This is a genomic window from Pedobacter sp. NO84 (assembly GCF_059703915.1).
On the sequence record NZ_AP046575.1, the window covers coordinates 3,136,763 to 3,155,295 of the forward strand.

Genomic DNA, 18,533 nt, shown 5'->3' on the forward strand with positions numbered 1-18,533 from the left:
CATGGTCCATGGACTATCGGCTAGGGTCTATAACGAAAAAAGCCATTCAGAATTTCTGGATGGCTCTGTTCATACTAAAGGGGTGTATTAAGCTTGTGAGTCTCTTAATGCTTTGATTTCATCATGTGAAACTCTCAAGGAAGCTTTTTGTTCTGTAATTAAGGTTCTAAGGTTAGCTGATAATCCTTCTTCTTCTAATGCGGTTTTATAGGCTTTCTGTGCAGCGTCTTCGCCAAATTCACAATTATTTAAGACTGTTTTACGATCATTACCAGTAAAAACTGCTTTCACGTCCATCCATGCCCTATAAATTTTACCAGAATTCGTAGTTCCTTCTTCTATTTCTTCGCCTAAGCCCTGTACTTCCGTAGCCAGCGCCATTTTGTATTCGTGACTTTCGCCAACCATACTCACAAATAGTGATTTAAGGTCTGAATCTTCAGGCTTTAATTCTGCTATTGCTCTTTCATAACCTTTAACTCTATCGTTGTTTATTTGAATTAAGTCATTCAAAATTTCTGCATTTACTGTTCTAGTATCCATTTTTCAACTTGTTTTGATGTGATTTAACAACAGCATGATTTTTTAAATGTTTAAACTTATTTAGCGCTTTTAAGAATATAATAAGCTTTAGTATATTTGACGCTACAGCAAAAAGGAAGTTGAATACCTTTTCAGTGGGTTTAAAGTAGTCTGAACAAAAATAAGCTATGGGCCAAAAATTTATCAATCATGTAAAAAATTATGTTTCGTTGAGCGATGAGGAGATTCCAGTTCTTTTGGCACATATCAAAGAGTTAAAAATCAAGAAGAAAGCTTATTTATTAAAAGAAGGCGAGAAATGCAAAGCAAACTATTTTGTTGAAACAGGCTGTTTAAAAATGTCGTTCATTAATGATAAAGGAACAGAACAGATCACGCAGTTTGCCCTAGAAAATTGGTGGATTTCTGATTACATGAGTTTCAGCATGCAGGTTCCTTCTCAATTTGATATCCAATCAATAGAAGAATCAGAAATTATAGCCATTGATCTTTACAACCAGGAAGAGCTGTTTTTAAAATTGCCACAGCTCGAGAAGTATTTTAGGCTGATGATGCAAAGAGCTTATGCCGCAACCCAGATGCGATTTAAATATTTTTATGACTATTCTAAAGAAGAAAATTACCGTCATTTTATAGCAAAGTTTCCTGAATTTACGCAACGGATCCCACAATATATGTTGGCGTCTTATCTTGGCCTTACCCCAGAATATGTGAGCGAATTGAGAAGGAAACATTAGTTGACCGCAACGCTTAACGCTAATCGCTCAGCGTCTAACAGCATCATTTCTTAAACCAGTTTAAGTTTTATTAAGGCACTTCTAAATATCTTTGTTCATCAATTAAAAAGAAAAGAAATGGACAAAAGAATTAATCTCGGCAAGTTAGAACCAAATGCCTATAAAACTTTAATGGGACTAGAAAACTATCTGGAAACTACAAACATCGAAAAATCTCACAAGGACCTTATCAAAATTAGAGCCTCACAAATCAATGGCTGTGCGTTCTGCATCAATATGCATACCCAAGATGCCAGAAAACATGGTGAGACCGAGCAGCGCATCTATTTATTAAATGCTTGGAAAGAAGTACATGAGCTTTATAGCGTAGAGGAAAGGGCAATTTTAGCCTTGACAGAGGAGATGACCTTAATTTCACAGGGTGGAGTAAGTGATGAAACTTATAGTAAAGCTGCTACATTGTTTGATGAACATTATTTAGCTCAGCTAATGATTGCTATTATTGCTATAAATGCATGGAACAGAATGGCCATTACTACCCAGATGCAACCAGCAGGGTAATCTACGGAACTAAACCAGTTTAGAAAATTGAAAGTAGCCTAAGTTGATTTCATCCTCGGGTAAATTTATAGCTGGCGAAAATTTTAGCGCATACCTGCTTTTTGTTTCTTCAGAAAGAATATCCTTAATTTCAAAAACATCATCCACATCAACGCCAAATTTATCATCAATGTGAGAGGTAGCGCCTTTAAAACCAACATGTTTGTAAAAGGCGCTTTCTTTTGCTTCTTTGATAGCCAGGGCTTTCTGATCTGATATCACTATCATCTTATAGTGCAGTTCTTCAAATTCGTCTTTTTTATATCCTCCCAAATTTAAAAAGAATAAGCTCTTTAGATCGGTGTTGCTCTCTTCGCTTTTAGCAATTACTTCTACTTTATAAGCACCAACTTTATTCACTACTCGGTAAGCATCAATATGTATTTTATCCTTCGCCTCCGGCCAAAATGCCTTCATTTGGGGAATCAACTCTTTTAGGGAAGTGCCGATACCAAAAAAAATATCGTGCTGTTCTATATTCCTGCCCATTGGGGAAGCACCCAATAAAATCATATATAATTGTGGAGTTTGCATGGTAAGAGTGTTGTATTGTGGTAAAATTAATTAAAACAATCAATTTACTTTACATTTATAATAAATGATTGGCTTAGTTAAACTTACTCGCGCTTAAATGGCGATTCTAAACATTAAATGCATTTCCTAAGGAAAAATATTTATTTTGCTGTATTTTAGACAATGGCTTTACAGCCCAATAATTAACCTCTGATACATTCTCTATGTTTATAGTTCAAAATCCACCAGATGGGGGAATTATTTATACCGAAACAAACCTACAACATACTTTCCCAGAGCCACTTAATGCATTAACTTCATGCCTCTTCTTAGCAATTGCTCTTTATTGGACAATTAAATTATGGGCAGATTTTAAGGAACATCCATTTTTAACTTACTGTTTGATCCTGCTTTATGTTGGGGGAATTGGTGGTACCACCTACCATACTTTGAGACATTGGCGAATTTTTATAATGATGGATTGGATGCCAATAATGTTGCTCTGTATTTCTGCGGGACTATATTTTTTAGCAAAGCTGATTAAGTGGTACTATGCCAGTTTAATAGTGATCGCCTATATCGGCTTTCAGGTATTCTTTCGAAAGCTAATAATGCTCCACAATCCACAACTATTTATCAATATCAATTATGCTATGATGGCTACGTTGGTATTGGCGCCGGTTTTATCTTATCTCATTGGCACAAAGTGGAAACATGGAAAATGGGTAGGTATCGCACTCTGTGCTTTCAGTATAGCATTGCTATTCAGAATTGCCGATAAATGGGAATGGTTAAGTGTTGGAACTCATTTTTTATGGCATACCTTCGGAGCAATTGCCTCTTTTTGTATGTTTAAGTACATCTATTTGATAAATAGAAAAACGTGAAACCATGGCTAATGGTTCATAGTAAATGGTTTATGAATGGGAGGATAGGTTAATCATTGCTTAAGGCCATGCTATGAACCATGAACTATGAACTATTAACCCAGCTTTACTCCTCTTTCTTAAATTCTTCGATTAGCTTTTTACATCTTGCTTCTACTTCCTTAAATACGGGTTCGAATAAATGGCTGTGATGATAAGGGTCTATTACCTCACCTTCATCTGGCAAGAAAAATTTCACTTTTTTTCGATCCTCGCTATTCTTAGCATGCTTTAAAACAGTTTTATAATTATTCTTATCCATTACGAGAATATGATCAAACTCATCGAAAAGATGGGAACTGAAAAGTCGGGCTCTTTGTGCCGAAATATCATAGCCAAAAGTTTTTGCTACGGCTACGCTTCTACTGTCGGGAGGGCTTCCAATGTGCCAATCTCCAGTTCCGGCTGATGCAATTTCCCAATCCAGATTTTGTGCCTTAACCAATTGTCTCATCACCCCTTCAGCTAAAGGAGAGCGACAGATGTTGCCCAAGCATACCATTAAAATTTTCAACTTAATATTCTATTTATAAATGTCATTCAAAATCTTCGCTAAACGCACTCCGCCTTTTAGCAATTGTTCATTTACAGTGCCGATCCAATCGAAATTGTATTTATAGCTTAATTTATCGTCGTTTTTTACGCCAGTAGCATAAATCCTGTTACAGATCTGATAGGTTTCAGCTACACAGCTCTTCAACTCTGTTTTTTGCCAAGCAGCAATTTGTTGAGGGGTTGGATGGTTTATGGCATTGGTATATTCTGTATAGCTCAATTGCTGAAAATCTATTAATTGCTCGTCCCAAACCCGGTGCAGATTAGATTTTTCTCCGAACCAAGTAAGCAAAATTCTGTTTCCCCCTAAATCGTCTTTTCTGGCGGTATGCATAGGCTGATGTAGATCTCCTACTAAATGAATTACCAATCTTAGGGCAAGCTTTTTCTGTATTGCCGAGCTCTTTGCATTTTTTAAGACCCCGATCATTTCGTTCAGTTTGGTATAAATATTAACCCCTGGCTGCTCTAAGAATTGAAATACTTCTGGCGTAGTTAAATCTGCAGGCAGATTAACATAATGCCAACTGCTCAGGTAATTATAACTCGTATCTGATTTAATAAAATCAGCCCAGTTAGCGCTCATGGCCATACTCTCGGTACCTAATAGCTGTTTAACGGCCAATCTTGCTTTGGTATGCAAATAATGGTCGGCTACCTCGCCAACTATTCTATGCCCCAAAACACCCCATGCATTGGCAAAAAAGGGCAGGTAAATAAAGAGGAGTATGAGGAGTATTCTTTTAGAAATTTTCATTCTTAATTTATGGGTAAGTAAATATGAGGCAAATTGCTATAATTCTTTAGGAATACAATCGATTCTTTGCTTTAAAATTAAATTCACTTCTCTTTGATCGGTTAAACCTTCTAATTCTAAGTTATTGGAACTGGTTGATTTTATCTTAAAATTACTAAGATACCTTCCAATTCTATAACATCCCGAAACTTTTTGTTTATAGTTTGCCTTTGTAAATGTACCTGTTAATATCAGCGTATCATTTTTAACTGTATAGGTTCCCTTGGCATATTCTTTCCAAATTCCCTTATTGAAACACGAATCTTCGTAATAATTAACCTTTGAGTAAGTTGTAAGATCAACGTAAAAAGAGTCACAACTAAATTTGAAATGATGTTGCGTATAGTTCAGCAATTTATCGGCATTGCCCACACTATCCTGATTCCAAACCCCTTGTAAAAACACTTCGCCCCTTCCCTGTACATTAGGTAATCTGGTGCACGACAAGCATGCAAAAAGCAGAAAGCAGAAAGCAGAAAGCCTTGTTAAGACCAAGAATGAATTCATTTTAAAATCTACAACCACTAATTTTTATCCTCAAACACTAATAAACAATTATTACAACATATTCCAGTAGTTTGCTCTAAACTGCTTTTCGCTTTGATGTTTTTGCCTTTCAGCTTATTTTAAAGACCCCACCATATCTTCTGGTTTAACCCACTCGGTAAATTGCTCATTGCTTAACAAGCCTAATTCTACCGCAGCTTCACGCAAGGTTTTGTTTTCTTTATGTGCTTTTTTGGCAATTTTGGCTGCATTTTCATACCCGATGTGTGGATTTAATGCCGTAACTAACATTAATGAATTTTCCATATGCTGTTTAATCACAGGTCTGTTCGGTTCAATACCGAGCGCACAGTTGTCGTTAAACGAAACACACGCATCTCCAATTAACCTACCGCTCTGGAGCACGTTGGCAGCAATTACTGGTTTAAAAACATTCAGTTCGAAATGACCATTGCTCCCCCCGATACCAACAGTAACATCATTACCCATTACCTGGACACAAACCATTGTTAGTGCTTCGGGCTGTGTGGGGTTTACTTTGCCTGGCATGATCGAAGATCCTGGTTCATTATCCGGGATAATAATTTCTCCAATACCACATCGAGGACCTGAACTTAAAATCCGAATATCGTTCGCAATTTTCATCAAAGAAACCGCAACTCGCCTGTATGCACCGGAAAGTTCCACCATTGCATCATGCGCAGCTAAGGCCTCGAATTTATTTGGAGCGGTTAAAAATGGCAAACCTGTAAGTTCAGTTATTTTTTTGGCAACGAGAACATCATATCCTTTCGGGGTATTCAAACCCGTTCCTACTGCTGTGCCCCCTAATGCCAGTTCGGCTATCATTTGCAAGGCATTTTTAACTGCCCTTAAGCCATTGTCTATCTGTTGCACGTAGCCAGAAAATTCCTGGCCTAATGTTAAGGGTGTGGCATCCATAAAATGGGTACGACCTGTTTTTACAATATCGTTCCACGATTTTGCTTTATCGTTTAATGTGTTTCTCAACTTCTCTAACCCAGGTATCGTAACCTCAACCGCTTGTTTGTAAGCGGCAATATGCATAGCCGTAGGGTAGGTATCATTTGATGATTGAGATTTATTTACGTCGTCATTTGGGTGAAGTACTTTTTTCTCATCGGCCAAACTGCCGCCATTTAGAACGTGCGCTCGGTTAGCAATCACCTCATTGGCGTTCATATTACTTTGGGTACCAGATCCTGTTTGCCAAATTACCAAAGGAAATTCTGCGTCCAATTTCCCTGCGATTACCTCATCACAAGCATTTGAAATTAGCGTTGCTTTCTCAGCAGTTAACACACCAAGTTCTGTATTGGCCAAGGCTGCAGCCTTTTTTAAATAGCCAAAAGCATGGATAATTTCCTTTGGCATAGAAGCCTCGGGCCCAATTTTAAAATTATTTCGTGAACGTTCGGTTTGCGCACCCCAATATTTATCAGCAGGCACCTGTACCTCGCCCATGGTATCGTGTTCTATTCTGAAACTCATGATCTTGTATTTTGTGCAAATTTACTTAATTTAGATTACACAGATTTAAAAAGATTGCACAGAATAAGAATATAATTTGGAAGGCAATGTATTTTGGCTACCATTGGCTACCTCGTAGGTTCTGCAGAACCTACGAGGTAGCACCACAGTTAAATTCCTTTACTTAGCATAAATGCTTTCTCCTCTTGTAAAATGTACTTGTCGTCAATTGCATAGGTTTCTATCCCATTGATTTTCATCTCATCTAAAATGTCTACAAAATTTTTGTATACCGAGGTATTGGTTGGTTTGATGATCACCAACATGCGCTTATCTTTTAGGTTGGTGTGAGATAGGGCAACACTTTGTTTATTGGCCAACAATTGTGTGTTGATCCCAGCCAAATCGATGGTTTTTATTGCCGTGTTTTTAACATTTCCCATATAATAAGCAGCTGTATTGTTCTTCCCCAGCAAAATGGTCATCGTTCTTGATTCGGGCCATTCCGCAAAACTCGAATCATCTATCGGTATGGGTTTGGCAACATCCATTTGGGACATTTTTGACAATGAAGTAGTTAACATAAAAAATGTAATGAGCAAAAATGCCAAATCTACCATAGCTGTTAAATCTACACTTGGAAGCGGTTTTTTGGTCCTCCCATTTACGGCCTTGCCATTTTGGGGAATGTTGAGTGTTGCCATCTTATTTAAGGTTTAAAATAAGATGCCGCTTCCTTAATGATTACATAATTGTATGGAAAATAAAAAACCAATTCCGATCCATATTGTTTTTAGCACATAAACTCTAACAACCATGGAACAACCAGTAGAAATGAACACATTAAGTCAGATTTTAGAAAAATTAAGACTTAAAGGAAAAGATAACGAAATAAAAATGTCCGATCACGGTAAGATGCAATCGGCTAACCTTAATAAAATATATAAACCAGAAGATCTTACCATTGTAAAAACCTACCGTTTTGAAGGTATGTCTGACCCTGGAGATAACTCTGTACTTTATCTTACGCTAGACGAGGATGGCGATATAGGTTACATTCAGGATGCTTATGGCGTATATTCCGATAATGACGGTCCAGCTTTTGATGATTTTCTTAAAAAAATCCCGGTTGCCGACCGCGACGAACAAGAACTTTTTAGTTAATTTAAAACTCTCCGAAATGGAGAGTTTTTAGTATAGTTTGGCGACAAGGATCGAGCAACCGGCCAGTCAACTTCCATCTTACCTCGGTTTAAATCCTTCCGCAATCAGCATTTTTCGCCATATTCTTCTTATTCCATTTAATGTTTGGTCAAGTTTTGTAAGTTAGAAAAAAATAAGCATCCTAATAATTAAGGGCAAATTTCACAATGTGGACCTGCAAATTATGTCACCGTACATTTAGTCGTCACAATCAAACACATTATTGTGGCGATCAAATCGTTGGTGATTTTTTGGCTGGAAAAACCGAACATGTATTAACCTTATTTGACAAATTGGTTGCTAAATTCCAAGAAATTGGGCCAATAAAATTGCATGCCACCAAATCAATGATCGTAATTGCGGCCGATGTTCATTTTGCCTATATCATCACTATAGGGAAGAACTGGATCGACGTTGTCCTTCCATTTAAAGAACCTTTTTATGATAATCTTTGCTTCAGAAAAATTGCATTGGTGCCTGGAAGTGATGATTATAATCACCATTTAAGGTTAATGTTTGTTGAAGATCTGAATGAAGAAGTTTGTAGTTATCTAAAAAAAGCCTATGCCAACGGAAAAGCAATATGATTTAAGTGGTTATAAATTAATTGTGATCTTTCATCAACGATTAATCCGCATTGAAGGCTCAAAGGCGCTTCAAGAATTTCTTTCCAAAGATATTGACTTACGTTCTGAAGTTTTGGTAAATGCGATTAAAATGGATTATTTCAAGCTTTTCAATAGTGAATTAGCCATTACCAACAATTCGATGGTAATCGAAATATGGGGTCACGTTTATGCAAGTTATTTTGCTAAGGCGATAAAAAAACTAGTTAAATTAAAATTGATAGAAAACCTTGCCGATTTTATCCTCAAACGCAGCGATACTATTGATTGTGGTGAGAGTGGGATTGACGAGAACAGAAAATTTTGGGACCTTTTAACAAACTTTAAAAAAATAATCCTCACTTTTCTGCCAAAAGAGGTCAACTAATTTTAACTGTCAATTTTAATCTGTAAACTCTGACAAAAAATGTTTAATTATTTTTTAAAAATTTTATTTAAGAAATAATAATAGCTTTTACCACGAGGTGATTTGGGGATTAAAATCCCCAATTCCCATTCCCGTGTTATCACTCTGATTATATTTCGATCTTCTTTGATAGGATTGGGGTCTTTCTAAGCTTAAAGAAACCAAGTGCACCAAACGCCACCATCATAATGCATACATTATTATCTAATGGTAAATTACACACCCATTTATAAGTATAAACGGTGTAGTTTAATCCTCCATAAGTGCGTGTACCACAACTAGAAGTGCCTTGTTTTACCCAACTACAGGTTCCATTTACAGCGGGAGTTCCTGAGGGCGGACTATAATAATCGGAATAAAAGGTGCTGCCATCGATTAATCCGCATTCTGTTCTACCTTGATATGGTGGGTCGTGAGCAAGTGCTGAGAACTGACATGTTATTAAAAATAAAATTCCTAGTAAAAACCCTTTGCAATATTTCTTTATCTTCACAATAGGGTTAAGACAAGACCTATGCCAATAGCTGTTCAAACAACTACTAGCTATAGCATAGGGGAGTTATTACTTTTCTTAAGGTAAAAACAACTTAATTCTAATGCTTTTGGAATAAGAGTAAGCCGCCCTAATTTTTGTATTTTTAGAGTTTGCCATTACGAATAAATAAGTTCCTTTAAAATATTTCTGGATTTCCTTGATCTTTAGGGTATTGATTATAAAGGTGCGATGAACTCGCATAAATTCATTGGGCAATATTTCTTGTAGGTAGGTAAGGGAATAGTCGATCAGCTTTTCTTCTTCTTTTGTGTGAATTGTTACATATTTATCTGTTGCCTCAAAGAAATATATTTCATCTATTGGAATTAGATTTATTTTATTACCCAACTTAACAGGCAGTGTAGTAATTTTAGAGGGACTGCTGTTCTCACTGATCAATTGTTTGATTTTCAAAAGAGCCTCTTCGTTATCAGCCCCTCTATCCATTATCCTTTTAATTGTTATCTCCAGCCGCTCTTGTTCTACAGGTTTGAGCAGATAATCTATCGAATTTTTTTCGAATGCCTTAACTGCATATTCCTCATACGCTGTTACGAATACGATTAATGGCGTATAATCGAGCTGGTTTAAAACTTCAAACCCGGTTAATCCGGGCATTTGAATATCCAAAAACACCAAATCCGGGCGCAATGAGTTAATAATTGACACTGCTTCGCTTCCATTGGTTGCGTCGCCAATAACCTGTATGGAGCGATAACGAGTTAAGGATTGCTTTAAACGATGAATCGCTACTTCTTCATCATCAACTAGAATGGTTTTCATTGTTCTTTGGTATTATAAGCCGGATACTTTTTTTAGGAAAATTGTTCAGTTCTAAAGTAAAATTGGATGCATAAAGCAACTTCAATTTGTTTAGTACCATTTTTAGTCCCATTCCACCCCCTGGTTTGTCGGGAAATTGAGGGCCAGAATCACTCACGGAAATGTACATCTGATCCTTTCCTTCGTTAATCTCTACGCTGATAAAGCCTTCGCCTATACTGGTCTCTATTCCGTGCTTAATCGCATTTTCTACCAAGGGCTGAAGTATAAATGAAGGCATTGGTAGGTCGAGGGTTGAGGGATCAGCTGTGATGGTAAAGGTTAGCCTGTTTTCATAACGTATTTGCTGCATATTCAAATAGGTAGTGATAATTGCAAGCTCATCCCTAACCATATGAAAAGTTGCACTTGTTTTATTAAGGGTAAACCTAAAAAATCGGGATAATAACATCACCATTTCTTCGGCTTTTGCCGGATCTTTTGCAATGAGACCTGCAATAGTGTTATGAACATTATATAGAAAATGAGGATTAATTTTGGCCCTCAAAAGTTCAAGTTCAAAACTCGTTTTTTCCTGCTCCAGTTGCAACAATTGATATTGTTGGTTCAGCATTTTTGCGTTAACAGTTGTTTTCCATTCTTCGCTGGCATACATCGGAATACCGGTTACAAGCACCACCAAGATATTAAGAACATATATATTTCCACCGGAAAAAAACTGGTATGGCTTATCTAATAGCATGGCTTGCAATAAGAATGTGATTTCCGATCCGAGCATCGCAGCCGCGAGAAGAAAGAAAATCATCATGATTGCCTTTATGCTCTGATACCTCGTCAAACCCGTAAAATAATGCCTGAAATAGATGGTCAGCATCATTAAAGAGCCAATACTTACACTAGAAATTACAGAAATCAGGATCCTTGCTGGCCGATGGTCGTACGTAAAATAAAGGTATCCACCAAAAGATAATCCTATGAGCAGGGTTACAATTAAAGTTTTAATAGCGGGATGCATCATTCTACTTACCAACTGGTTTTGGTTTAATTGATAACTTAATGAAGATAGTAAATATGTAAGCGAAACCAAATAGAGATGGGAGCAACTGGCTATAAGGTTTGTACTGTTCGAAAACGGTTCCGGTAAAGGCTGATGTAATGGCAATAAAAGCACTCATCATTTTATATACATGTTCGTACATAACCGCTTTTCTTAAAATGCTTTCACTTATTAAAATCTTTGAAAGATCATAAAAGGTGATGATAAATAACGCACCTAGCGTAGAATAAGTTACCGCAGGTGCCCAGTACATTCCTATAGAATTGATATAGTATAAATAATACGAGGCTGAGGAAATAACAATTGCCGCTATGGCATAATCGTAACCCTTTGGCTTATTTCCGCGTAACTTGATGGTCCTGATCCCACTAAAACAGGTATATCCACTTAGTAAAGTGATTACTAATAAGAAGTTATTTCGTTTAAAGACAAAAACACCAATCAATCCGGTTAAGATGACGAGTGCGATCGACCATTTAAAAATGTGACCAAACTTAATGTGACGCATGCTACCCTTTGAAGTAAATATTGCTCCGAATCCTGCTATGAGTGCTAAGGTGCCCGCAACCACATGGATTAGTATATTGATCTGATGAATAGTTGCCATTGCTTAATTATTAATAACCAAAGCAACGTTTATTCATACCGCCATAAAAGGAAAATCCGATAAGGGAGGATATAAGGGTGATGAAATGGGACTAATAATCTGGCTTTTTATCAAAAAAAATCCCACTTTAGGTTTTACAATGGGATTTGATGTGTTGCTTTCGCAATCTTCGGACGTGTCTGTCGAAGCATTCATCCGGTTTTGGCGCATTACCATAAAGTAAAGAATAGGTTTAATAGAACCTTTTAAAACCGAATGCCCTGCCAGAACCAGATTTCAAGTATTTTTCAAAATGAAATGCCTTATATCGATCAGGAAATGCACAGCACCAAATCAATCTTAAAGGACGATGCCCACATGTTGACGGTACGCGTCCATTTTGATGGCGCGCAACTCTTTCCCTGATATTAGAGGTACATCCAACATAGTGTTTACCCTCCCTCATTTCTAAAATATAAACATAGTACCACTTAGAATTGAATGATGTGGTATCCGGAGGGGCTTAGGCAAAAAAAATCCCACTGTAGGTTTTACAATGGGATTTGATGTGTTGCTTTCGCAATCTTCGGACGTGTCCGTCGAAGCTTGCTTCACCAAGCGAAGGCGGACCGGACGGGACTCGAACCCGCGACCTCCGCCGTGACAGGGCGGCATTCTAACCAGCTGAACTACCGGTCCGTTTCCCTTTCGGGATTGCAAATATAGTGTCTTTAATTTATTTTACAACAAAATAAATCAAAATAAATGTAAGCGTTTAAATCACAGCGCCTTCTTTCATCTTTTCCGCATTCTCAGCAAACTGCAGGGCATCAATCAGCTCTTGCACGCCGCCGTCCATTACACCACTCAAATTGTAGAGCGTTAACCCGATACGGTGGTCTGTAACTCGTCCCTGGGGATAATTATAAGTTCTGATCTTGGCAGATCGATCACCGGTTGATACCATTGTTTTACGTCTAGCTGCAATATCTCCATTTTTTTTCTGGAGCTCGATATCGTAAAGCTTACTCCTTAACATCTCCATGGCAATTACCCGGTTCCCCAATTGAGAACGTTCTTGCTGGCAAACCACTACAATTCCAGAAGGCCTGTGGGTTAACTGTACCTTCGTTTCAACCTTGTTCACATTTTGTCCACCAGCACCCCCAGAACGGGAGGTCTGTAGATCAATGTCTGCCGGATTCACATAAAGATCAATCTCTTCCGCCTCTGGCAAAACCGCTACCGAAGCAGCGGATGTATGTACCCTCCCCTGTGTTTCTGTATCGGGAACACGTTGTACGCGGTGCACTCCAGACTCATATTTCAATTGCCCGTAAACATCTTCGCCACTCACCTTTAAAATTACCTCCTTGTATCCACCAGCAGTACCTTCTGTCACATCAACAGTTTCAACTTTCCAACCCTTGGTTTCAAAATAACGGCTGTACATCCGGTATAAATCGCCAGCAAATAGAGCTGCTTCATCCCCTCCGGTACCACCTCTAATCTCAAAAACAGCATTTTTAGCGTCTTCAGGATCTTTTGGAATCAACATCAAACGAACTGCTTCTTCCATCTTCTCCTGTTGGGCCAGTAAAAGATCAAGCTCTTCCTTTGCCATCTCCCGCATTTCCTGGTCCTTCTCGGTACTTAAGATTTCCTTGTTAGCCTCAATATTGCTCATCACATTCTTGTAGATTTTATATTCATCTACAATTTTGCCTAAATCTTTGTATTCTTTATTTAAAGCTGCAAAACGTTTCATGTCCTGCATGGTATCAGGATTACTTAATTGCTCCTCTACATCTTCCCAACGCAACTTTATCGCTTCTAATTTTTCTAACATAATGTTTTTTATTTGTGCCCAAGCATCCCTTTGGAAAATCTGCTTCACTGCAATGAACAAAGCTAGCCCTGCTTTCCGTTCCAAGCCTTTCTCTGTTACCGCCGCGGAGGCCCAACTACGCAAGGGCTTTTCACTTCTCCCGATAACTATCGGGACCGTTATAACACAGAAACCTGTGCAAATAGCTTGCAAAAATACGAATTAAAGCTTAAAGGAGAAAGACCAGCACCAAGAGAGTTTGGAGTGTAGAGTTTGGAGCCAAGAGTTGCGGTAAATTTAACGGTTTGAACGATCTCCAGTGTAATACTCGAGTTTTAGGTCAATTCCATCAAAAACACCATAAGAACTGTAGTTGATCCATTCTCCGATGTTAACATACCTACTGGTTTCACTTAGTTTTATATCAAGCGGCAAATGCCTATGCCCGAAGATAAAATAGTCGAAATGTTCTTTTTGCAATTGCTCTTTCGCAAAGATTGCAAGCCATTCATTCTCATCTCCCATGAATACGATTTTATCTTGCCCCATTTTCCTACTTTTACCCGACCATCCATTAGCCACAAACATCCCTATTTTAGGAGGCAAAATAGAAAATAGCCATTGGCAGAAACGATTCCGGAAAACCTTGCGCAAAAACTTGTACTTTGAATCGCCAGGGCCCAACCCATCGCCGTGATGAAGATAGAATTTCTTTCCCGACCGTTCTATAACTAGCTCATCACTAACGATTTCTATCCCGATTTCCTTCGTGAAATAATCGTTAACCCACATATCATGGTTGCCCTTAAAAAAATAGATCTTAATCCCATTGTCGGCCATTTCGGCTAATTTGCCCTGCAAACGTAGAAACCCTTTTGGAATTACCTTTCCATATTCGAACCAAAAATCAAATACATCGCCCATCAAAAAGAGCTCACTGCATGTTGGGCCAATAGAATTTAGCCAAGCTACTATACGCTTTTCGCGCTCAAGGCTCTCTGTATAATTAGGCGCACCCAGATGAAAATCAGAAGCAAAATAAATATTCTTTGTCATGTGCAATCTCAAAGGTAACGCAAAAAGCTTAAAGCCGAAAGACTAAAGCAAAAGTGAGTTAAAGAAAACGCTCAGCGTTAGCTGTCACGCGCTTATCCACCCACTATTAAAAACGACTAATTTTATAGATTTTATTAAAATAGATTGGAATTTGTCTAAATAGTGTGTTCGTTTTTGTAACTTTGTGGCAAATTTTTTTGAATGATCTCTACAGATATTGCTATAATCGGAGCTGGTCCGGTTGGTTTGTTTGCCATTTTTGAGGCCGGCTTATTAAAAATGCGTTGCCATTTAATTGATTATTTACCTCAGGTAGGTGGTCAGCTCTCAGAAATATATCCTAAAAAACCTATCTACGATATACCTGGATACCCCACTGTTTTAGCACAAGAACTTGTTGATAACCTTGTAGAACAGGCTAAACCTTTTCATCCTGGTTATACATTGGGCGAGCGAATTGAGGGCTTAGAAAAACGTGGCGAAGCCGATTTTGTGCTCACTACCAATATGGGAACCATTATTGAAGCTAAGGTGATAGTAATAGCGGGCGGGCTAGGCTGTTTTGAGCCCCGGAAGCCTGCAGTAACGGGACTGGAACAATTTGAAAATGGCAGGGGCGTAAATTATATGATCCTAGATCCAGAAAAGTATCGCGATCAGAAAATGGTAATTGCGGGTGGTGGAGATTCTGCTTTGGATTGGACTATTTTCTTAGCAAATATCTGCTCAGAACTAACCTTGGTTCACCGGAGTGAAAGCTTTAGGGGCGCCCCAGATTCGGTTAACAAAGTAATGGAACTTGCTGAAAGCGGAAAAATCAATTTGGTTTTAAACAGCAACCTTAACTCGGTATCAGGCGAAGGGAAACTTGAACGGGTAGAAGTGATCCATAACCGAAGTATGGAAACAACAACCTTTGAAGCTGATCATTTAATCCCTTTATTTGGTTTGAGCCCTAAATTAGGCCCAATAGAACAATGGAATTTGAACATCAGTAAAAGTGCAATTGAAGTAAATACAGACGATTACTCGACCAATATTCCAGGTATTTATGCAATTGGGGATATCAATACCTATACGAATAAATTAAAACTAATTTTGTGCGGCTTCCATGAGGCGGCATTAATGAGCCATAGTGCGTACCAGTATATGAATCCGGGGATAAAATATACCATGAAATATACCACCGTAAATGGCGTAACAGAATTTTAATAATGGATACGAACGATATTGCTATTCAAGTTGAAGACCGCGAAGGTAACATCGCTGATCTTACAGCCCCAACAGACATGGGTCTAAGTCTAATGGAGTTTCTAAAAGCGAGTGAATATGATATTCTTGCAACATGCGGGGGTATGGCTTTATGCGCCACTTGCTGTGTAGATGTGCTCGAAGGTGAAGAAAAGCTCAATGAAATGAGCGATGATGAATACGCCATGTTAGATACCCTACCAGACGTATTGCCTAATTCAAGGCTATCCTGTCAGCTCCAGCTTAATTCTTCAATGGAAGGCTTAAAAGTTCGCCTGCACGCCATGGATTAACATCCAATAAAAAAGAGTTTCAATTGTTAGTTGAAACTCTTTTTTATGTTAAGCGCTACCGTCTTGCGCTCAAATCTTTGAAATTCCTATTAATAGTTCCAGGCAAAGCGTTTAGCCCCAGAAACATTTTTTGAATACTTACTTTTAACCGTGAATTTAGAAGGAATAATTTTTCCATTGTACATCGCAGGTACCCACTCTAAATCAAATTTAGGTTCTAACACCTTAATTGACGTGGTATAAGAAATCTTTCCAATTGTATAAGAAAGGACGTAATCAGCTTTACCTCTATTGTTAATGGTTGCCTCAATTTGTATAGGCACTTCTGGCGCGGCGAGATTAATTTCCTTGCCAACTGAAGCGGCAATCTGTTGGTTAAATAACGATAGATATTGATCTATTGAACAGATTGGAAAAGGAATAGAGGCTTTAGCGGCTACATCATCACTCCTGTCCAAAATTTCTACTTCTACCTTAGATAGTGAAGCCGAATCTAGCAGTAATAATTTTTTTAAGTCATAGTTATATCTTAAAAATACTTTTCCATCAGAATTTAGGGCGTACCAATTTCCAGAACGTACGTCGTTTTTATACGAACCCCTTAGCCAAACCTTTTTTTCTGGACTTTCGATAATATAAGGTCCATCTAGTTTTTTATCGTCGTTAATATTATAGGTTAGCGTAGAAAAATCGCCAAGGGTGGCTTTTTTTTCTGTGAGTACTACTTTTGCTGAAATACCTAGTAAAGCAACAAATGCGGTCGAAATTAAAAATGTTTTCATACAAGTAAATTTTTATTAATATTATGAAAAAAAAATTGAAAAACAAAAAAAGCTGATACATTTAGATCTAGGCCCTATTTTGATCGTGCATCTTCCTTACCTTATTATCGTTAGGGTGCCTGATACATGGTCGCAGCCCTCTCCTGGCCTGATGTAATAGTAGTAGGTACCAATAGCGAGTTCTTTGCCCTTTAAATAGCCATCAAATAGGTGTCTATCTCGTTGATAATCATATATCAATAGTCCGTTTCTGTTATAGATCATTACAACAGCATTCTTATAGCTGCTTAACCAAGATAAATTCCAAAGATCATTTATACCATCTCCGTTCGGACTAAAGGAGTTTGGGATAACATCTGTACTTATCCCCAAGGTTACACTTACTTTAGTTCGTGGGCTTTCGCATACACCCAGTCCGTAGCTTACATAGAAATCCTTATTATTATCAATCTTAGTCTCAAAAGCTGGGCTCGTATTTTCAAAAACCGGCACAATCCCATTTTCAGTTTCATAATACCGGTAGATGCCTACCCTTGGATTATCCACATTTAAGGTAATTGATCCTGGCACGCATAACCGAAAATTACTTAATTGAGGTGGAATTAAGGTAATATCCATGTTTTTGATCAAAAAGGATTTCTTGAGGTCGGCTCTTCCACAGGCATCGGTTATTGCAATCGTATAATTACCTGCTGGCACATTTATAAGTTCAAGCGTGTTTGAAACTACTTGGCCCAATTCATTTGTCCATTTAAATACAAACGGACCTAAGCCGTCTGTAATGCCAATATTTGTAATTGAGCCTAGATTCTGCGCACAAACATCGTCTGTAATTTTCGCACCCTGAAAATCTACCGTAATATTTAGGATTCTTTTCAAGGTAGCCGTTTTATACAGGAACTCGCAACCGTTATTGTCGGTTAGGTATAAATTGTACGTCCCGATATCTAGGCCATATACATCCACATCGGTTCCAATTGTGGTTCCCTTTTCGTCTGTCCACCGTATTTTTTTAGGAGGGGTTAAGTTCTTTATTTCGATATGAAAACTCCCGTTATTCTGGTCACAAGCTGCATTAATTCCATATACATTATAGATCGGCAAAGACGTTGCTCCAGAGGGAACTGAGAATAAAGAGGTTGATTTTTCGCATCCTGTTGTAGCATTAGTTGCTGTAAGCTGATAAACACCGGCATTTACATTAAATAGGTCTATAGTTGTACCAACCACATTCCCCCTATCATCTTTCCAAGAATAGGCTGTAGCTCCTGATATAATTAAGCCCGTAATAGAACCATCTATCGAACTACAGGTAGGCGCTTTTGTCACAACTTTTGATTCATCTATATCAATGCAGTCTTGCATACCGATAGCAGCTAGCCCTTTACTAGGGTTTAAGAAGAAGGCAAGCAGAACAAAGGTTGATATAAAAGATCTCATTTGCACAATAGGATAGCAA

Annotated in this window: 24 protein-coding genes and 1 tRNA gene; 8 read left to right on the forward strand and 17 right to left on the reverse strand. The window is 38.0% G+C overall.

The window, feature by feature from the left end:
- Positions 1–87: 87 nt before the first annotated feature.
- Positions 88–543 carry a PA2169 family four-helix-bundle protein gene (locus AC6H0V_RS13765; protein ID WP_497560767.1) on the reverse strand — a complete coding sequence of 152 codons (456 nt, stop codon included), beginning with the start codon at positions 541–543 and terminating at the stop codon, positions 88–90.
- A 167-nt stretch (positions 544–710) separates the two neighbouring features.
- Here AC6H0V_RS13765 and AC6H0V_RS13770 point away from each other — a divergent pair, with 167 nt between their 5' ends.
- Together AC6H0V_RS13770 and AC6H0V_RS13775 are read left to right on the forward strand one after the other, a co-directional pair.
- A complete protein-coding gene (locus AC6H0V_RS13770) occupies positions 711–1,280 on the forward strand; it encodes a Crp/Fnr family transcriptional regulator (RefSeq protein WP_497560768.1) in 570 nt (189 codons plus the stop codon).
- Between the two features lie 117 nt (positions 1,281–1,397).
- Positions 1,398–1,841 (forward strand): carboxymuconolactone decarboxylase family protein, encoded by a 444-nt coding sequence (locus AC6H0V_RS13775; RefSeq protein ID WP_497560769.1) that lies wholly within the window; start codon positions 1,398–1,400, stop codon positions 1,839–1,841.
- A 9-nt stretch (positions 1,842–1,850) separates the two neighbouring features.
- On the opposite strand, the gene AC6H0V_RS13780 is transcribed toward AC6H0V_RS13775, so the two are convergent.
- A complete protein-coding gene (locus tag AC6H0V_RS13780; RefSeq protein ID WP_497560770.1) occupies positions 1,851–2,414 on the reverse strand; it encodes a DUF1543 domain-containing protein in 564 nt (187 codons plus the stop codon).
- A gap of 203 nt (positions 2,415–2,617) precedes the next feature.
- Here AC6H0V_RS13780 and AC6H0V_RS13785 point away from each other — a divergent pair, with 203 nt between their 5' ends.
- Positions 2,618–3,280, forward strand: a complete 663-nt coding sequence (locus AC6H0V_RS13785; RefSeq protein ID WP_497560771.1) for a hypothetical protein — start codon at positions 2,618–2,620, stop codon at positions 3,278–3,280.
- A gap of 106 nt (positions 3,281–3,386) precedes the next feature.
- Here the strand turns inward: AC6H0V_RS13785 and AC6H0V_RS13790 are convergent, their stop codons facing one another.
- The 5 genes from AC6H0V_RS13790 to AC6H0V_RS13810 all read right to left on the reverse strand — a co-directional run bounded on the left by AC6H0V_RS13790 (position 3,387) and on the right by AC6H0V_RS13810 (position 7,372).
- Positions 3,387–3,833 (reverse strand): low molecular weight protein-tyrosine-phosphatase, encoded by a 447-nt coding sequence (locus AC6H0V_RS13790; protein WP_497560772.1) that lies wholly within the window; start codon positions 3,831–3,833, stop codon positions 3,387–3,389.
- Between the two features lie 9 nt (positions 3,834–3,842).
- On the reverse strand, positions 3,843–4,631 hold the full coding sequence (locus AC6H0V_RS13795; RefSeq protein ID WP_497560773.1) for a S1/P1 nuclease: 789 nt from the start codon (positions 4,629–4,631) through the stop codon (positions 3,843–3,845).
- Between the two features lie 36 nt (positions 4,632–4,667).
- Positions 4,668–5,177, reverse strand: a complete 510-nt coding sequence (locus AC6H0V_RS13800) for a fumarate hydratase (RefSeq protein ID WP_497560774.1) — start codon at positions 5,175–5,177, stop codon at positions 4,668–4,670.
- Between the two features lie 114 nt (positions 5,178–5,291).
- Positions 5,292–6,689, reverse strand: a complete 1,398-nt coding sequence (gene fumC, locus AC6H0V_RS13805; protein ID WP_497560775.1) for a class II fumarate hydratase — start codon at positions 6,687–6,689, stop codon at positions 5,292–5,294.
- Positions 6,690–6,838: 149 nt separating this feature from the next.
- Positions 6,839–7,372: an ExbD/TolR family protein gene (locus tag AC6H0V_RS13810; protein ID WP_497560776.1), complete on the reverse strand. Its 534-nt coding sequence runs from the start codon at positions 7,370–7,372 to the stop codon at positions 6,839–6,841.
- 112 nt (positions 7,373–7,484) lie between these two features.
- Between AC6H0V_RS13810 and AC6H0V_RS13815 the strand changes: the two genes are divergently transcribed.
- From AC6H0V_RS13815 to AC6H0V_RS13825, 3 genes are all read left to right on the forward strand, one after another.
- Positions 7,485–7,832: a hypothetical protein gene (locus AC6H0V_RS13815; protein WP_497560777.1), complete on the forward strand. Its 348-nt coding sequence runs from the start codon at positions 7,485–7,487 to the stop codon at positions 7,830–7,832.
- A 206-nt stretch (positions 7,833–8,038) separates the two neighbouring features.
- Entirely contained in the window at positions 8,039–8,458 is a 420-nt protein-coding gene (locus AC6H0V_RS13820; RefSeq protein ID WP_497560778.1) for a DUF5655 domain-containing protein, read from the forward strand.
- Complete coding sequence (locus AC6H0V_RS13825) at positions 8,436–8,864, forward strand: hypothetical protein (RefSeq protein WP_497560779.1); 429 nt, start codon at positions 8,436–8,438, stop codon at positions 8,862–8,864. The genes AC6H0V_RS13820 and AC6H0V_RS13825 overlap by 23 nt, the downstream gene beginning before the upstream one ends.
- A 148-nt stretch (positions 8,865–9,012) precedes the next feature.
- On the opposite strand, the gene AC6H0V_RS13830 is transcribed toward AC6H0V_RS13825, so the two are convergent.
- The 8 genes from AC6H0V_RS13830 to AC6H0V_RS13865 all read right to left on the reverse strand — a co-directional run bounded on the left by AC6H0V_RS13830 (position 9,013) and on the right by AC6H0V_RS13865 (position 14,748).
- A complete protein-coding gene (locus AC6H0V_RS13830; protein WP_497560780.1) occupies positions 9,013–9,396 on the reverse strand; it encodes a hypothetical protein in 384 nt (127 codons plus the stop codon).
- A gap of 78 nt (positions 9,397–9,474) precedes the next feature.
- A complete protein-coding gene (locus AC6H0V_RS13835; RefSeq protein ID WP_497560781.1) occupies positions 9,475–10,221 on the reverse strand; it encodes a LytR/AlgR family response regulator transcription factor in 747 nt (248 codons plus the stop codon).
- On the reverse strand, positions 10,202–11,251 hold the full coding sequence (locus tag AC6H0V_RS13840; RefSeq protein ID WP_497560782.1) for a sensor histidine kinase: 1,050 nt from the start codon (positions 11,249–11,251) through the stop codon (positions 10,202–10,204). The genes AC6H0V_RS13835 and AC6H0V_RS13840 overlap by 20 nt, the downstream gene beginning before the upstream one ends.
- Positions 11,241–11,885, reverse strand: coding sequence for a hypothetical protein (locus tag AC6H0V_RS13845; RefSeq protein WP_497560783.1), 645 nt, complete (start codon positions 11,883–11,885; stop codon positions 11,241–11,243). The genes AC6H0V_RS13840 and AC6H0V_RS13845 overlap by 11 nt, the downstream gene beginning before the upstream one ends.
- A 232-nt stretch (positions 11,886–12,117) precedes the next feature.
- A complete protein-coding gene (locus AC6H0V_RS13850) occupies positions 12,118–12,339 on the reverse strand; it encodes a GIY-YIG nuclease family protein (RefSeq protein WP_497563385.1) in 222 nt (73 codons plus the stop codon).
- Between the two features lie 150 nt (positions 12,340–12,489).
- Positions 12,490–12,563, reverse strand: a tRNA-Asp gene (locus AC6H0V_RS13855).
- A 76-nt stretch (positions 12,564–12,639) separates the two neighbouring features.
- Positions 12,640–13,713 carry a peptide chain release factor 1 gene (gene prfA, locus AC6H0V_RS13860; RefSeq protein WP_497560784.1) on the reverse strand — a complete coding sequence of 358 codons (1,074 nt, stop codon included), beginning with the start codon at positions 13,711–13,713 and terminating at the stop codon, positions 12,640–12,642.
- A 276-nt stretch (positions 13,714–13,989) separates the two neighbouring features.
- Complete coding sequence (locus tag AC6H0V_RS13865; RefSeq protein WP_497560785.1) at positions 13,990–14,748, reverse strand: UDP-2,3-diacylglucosamine diphosphatase; 759 nt, start codon at positions 14,746–14,748, stop codon at positions 13,990–13,992.
- A gap of 201 nt (positions 14,749–14,949) precedes the next feature.
- Between AC6H0V_RS13865 and AC6H0V_RS13870 the strand changes: the two genes are divergently transcribed.
- Positions 14,950–15,960 carry an NAD(P)/FAD-dependent oxidoreductase gene (locus AC6H0V_RS13870; protein WP_497560786.1) on the forward strand — a complete coding sequence of 337 codons (1,011 nt, stop codon included), beginning with the start codon at positions 14,950–14,952 and terminating at the stop codon, positions 15,958–15,960.
- 2 nt (positions 15,961–15,962) lie between these two features.
- A complete protein-coding gene (locus AC6H0V_RS13875; protein WP_497560787.1) occupies positions 15,963–16,292 on the forward strand; it encodes a 2Fe-2S iron-sulfur cluster-binding protein in 330 nt (109 codons plus the stop codon).
- Between the two features lie 89 nt (positions 16,293–16,381).
- Here AC6H0V_RS13875 and AC6H0V_RS13880 read toward each other — a convergent pair whose 3' ends face one another.
- Both AC6H0V_RS13880 and AC6H0V_RS13885 read right to left on the reverse strand, forming a co-directional pair.
- Positions 16,382–17,074, reverse strand: a complete 693-nt coding sequence (locus AC6H0V_RS13880) for a hypothetical protein (protein WP_497560788.1) — start codon at positions 17,072–17,074, stop codon at positions 16,382–16,384.
- Between the two features lie 96 nt (positions 17,075–17,170).
- Positions 17,171–18,514: a T9SS type B sorting domain-containing protein gene (locus tag AC6H0V_RS13885; RefSeq protein WP_497560789.1), complete on the reverse strand. Its 1,344-nt coding sequence runs from the start codon at positions 18,512–18,514 to the stop codon at positions 17,171–17,173.
- Positions 18,515–18,533 lie beyond the last annotated feature (19 nt).

Excerpts from the sequence above, each read along its gene's own strand:
- prfA (WP_497560784.1), bottom strand. The coding sequence starts at position 13,713 with ATGTTAGAAAAATTAGAAGCGATAAAGTTGCGTTGGGAAGATGTAGAG.
- AC6H0V_RS13825 (WP_497560779.1), top strand. The coding sequence starts at position 8,436 with ATGCCAACGGAAAAGCAATATGATTTAAGTGGTTATAAATTAATTGTG.
- AC6H0V_RS13870 (WP_497560786.1), top strand. The coding sequence starts at position 14,950 with ATGATCTCTACAGATATTGCTATAATCGGAGCTGGTCCGGTTGGTTTG.
- AC6H0V_RS13835 (WP_497560781.1), bottom strand. The coding sequence starts at position 10,221 with ATGAAAACCATTCTAGTTGATGATGAAGAAGTAGCGATTCATCGTTTA.
- AC6H0V_RS13880 (WP_497560788.1), bottom strand. The coding sequence starts at position 17,074 with ATGAAAACATTTTTAATTTCGACCGCATTTGTTGCTTTACTAGGTATT.
- AC6H0V_RS13775 (WP_497560769.1), top strand. The coding sequence starts at position 1,398 with ATGGACAAAAGAATTAATCTCGGCAAGTTAGAACCAAATGCCTATAAA.
- AC6H0V_RS13770 (WP_497560768.1), top strand. The coding sequence starts at position 711 with ATGGGCCAAAAATTTATCAATCATGTAAAAAATTATGTTTCGTTGAGC.
- AC6H0V_RS13820 (WP_497560778.1), top strand. The coding sequence starts at position 8,039 with ATGTGGACCTGCAAATTATGTCACCGTACATTTAGTCGTCACAATCAA.
- AC6H0V_RS13885 (WP_497560789.1), bottom strand. The coding sequence starts at position 18,514 with ATGAGATCTTTTATATCAACCTTTGTTCTGCTTGCCTTCTTCTTAAAC.
- AC6H0V_RS13810 (WP_497560776.1), bottom strand. The coding sequence starts at position 7,372 with ATGGCAACACTCAACATTCCCCAAAATGGCAAGGCCGTAAATGGGAGG.
- AC6H0V_RS13780 (WP_497560770.1), bottom strand. The coding sequence starts at position 2,414 with ATGCAAACTCCACAATTATATATGATTTTATTGGGTGCTTCCCCAATG.
- AC6H0V_RS13785 (WP_497560771.1), top strand. The coding sequence starts at position 2,618 with ATGTTTATAGTTCAAAATCCACCAGATGGGGGAATTATTTATACCGAA.
- AC6H0V_RS13875 (WP_497560787.1), top strand. The coding sequence starts at position 15,963 with ATGGATACGAACGATATTGCTATTCAAGTTGAAGACCGCGAAGGTAAC.
- AC6H0V_RS13765 (WP_497560767.1), bottom strand. The coding sequence starts at position 543 with ATGGATACTAGAACAGTAAATGCAGAAATTTTGAATGACTTAATTCAA.
- AC6H0V_RS13845 (WP_497560783.1), bottom strand. The coding sequence starts at position 11,885 with ATGGCAACTATTCATCAGATCAATATACTAATCCATGTGGTTGCGGGC.
- AC6H0V_RS13795 (WP_497560773.1), bottom strand. The coding sequence starts at position 4,631 with ATGAAAATTTCTAAAAGAATACTCCTCATACTCCTCTTTATTTACCTG.
- AC6H0V_RS13800 (WP_497560774.1), bottom strand. The coding sequence starts at position 5,177 with ATGAATTCATTCTTGGTCTTAACAAGGCTTTCTGCTTTCTGCTTTCTG.
- fumC (WP_497560775.1), bottom strand. The coding sequence starts at position 6,689 with ATGAGTTTCAGAATAGAACACGATACCATGGGCGAGGTACAGGTGCCT.
- AC6H0V_RS13865 (WP_497560785.1), bottom strand. The coding sequence starts at position 14,748 with ATGACAAAGAATATTTATTTTGCTTCTGATTTTCATCTGGGTGCGCCT.
- AC6H0V_RS13815 (WP_497560777.1), top strand. The coding sequence starts at position 7,485 with ATGGAACAACCAGTAGAAATGAACACATTAAGTCAGATTTTAGAAAAA.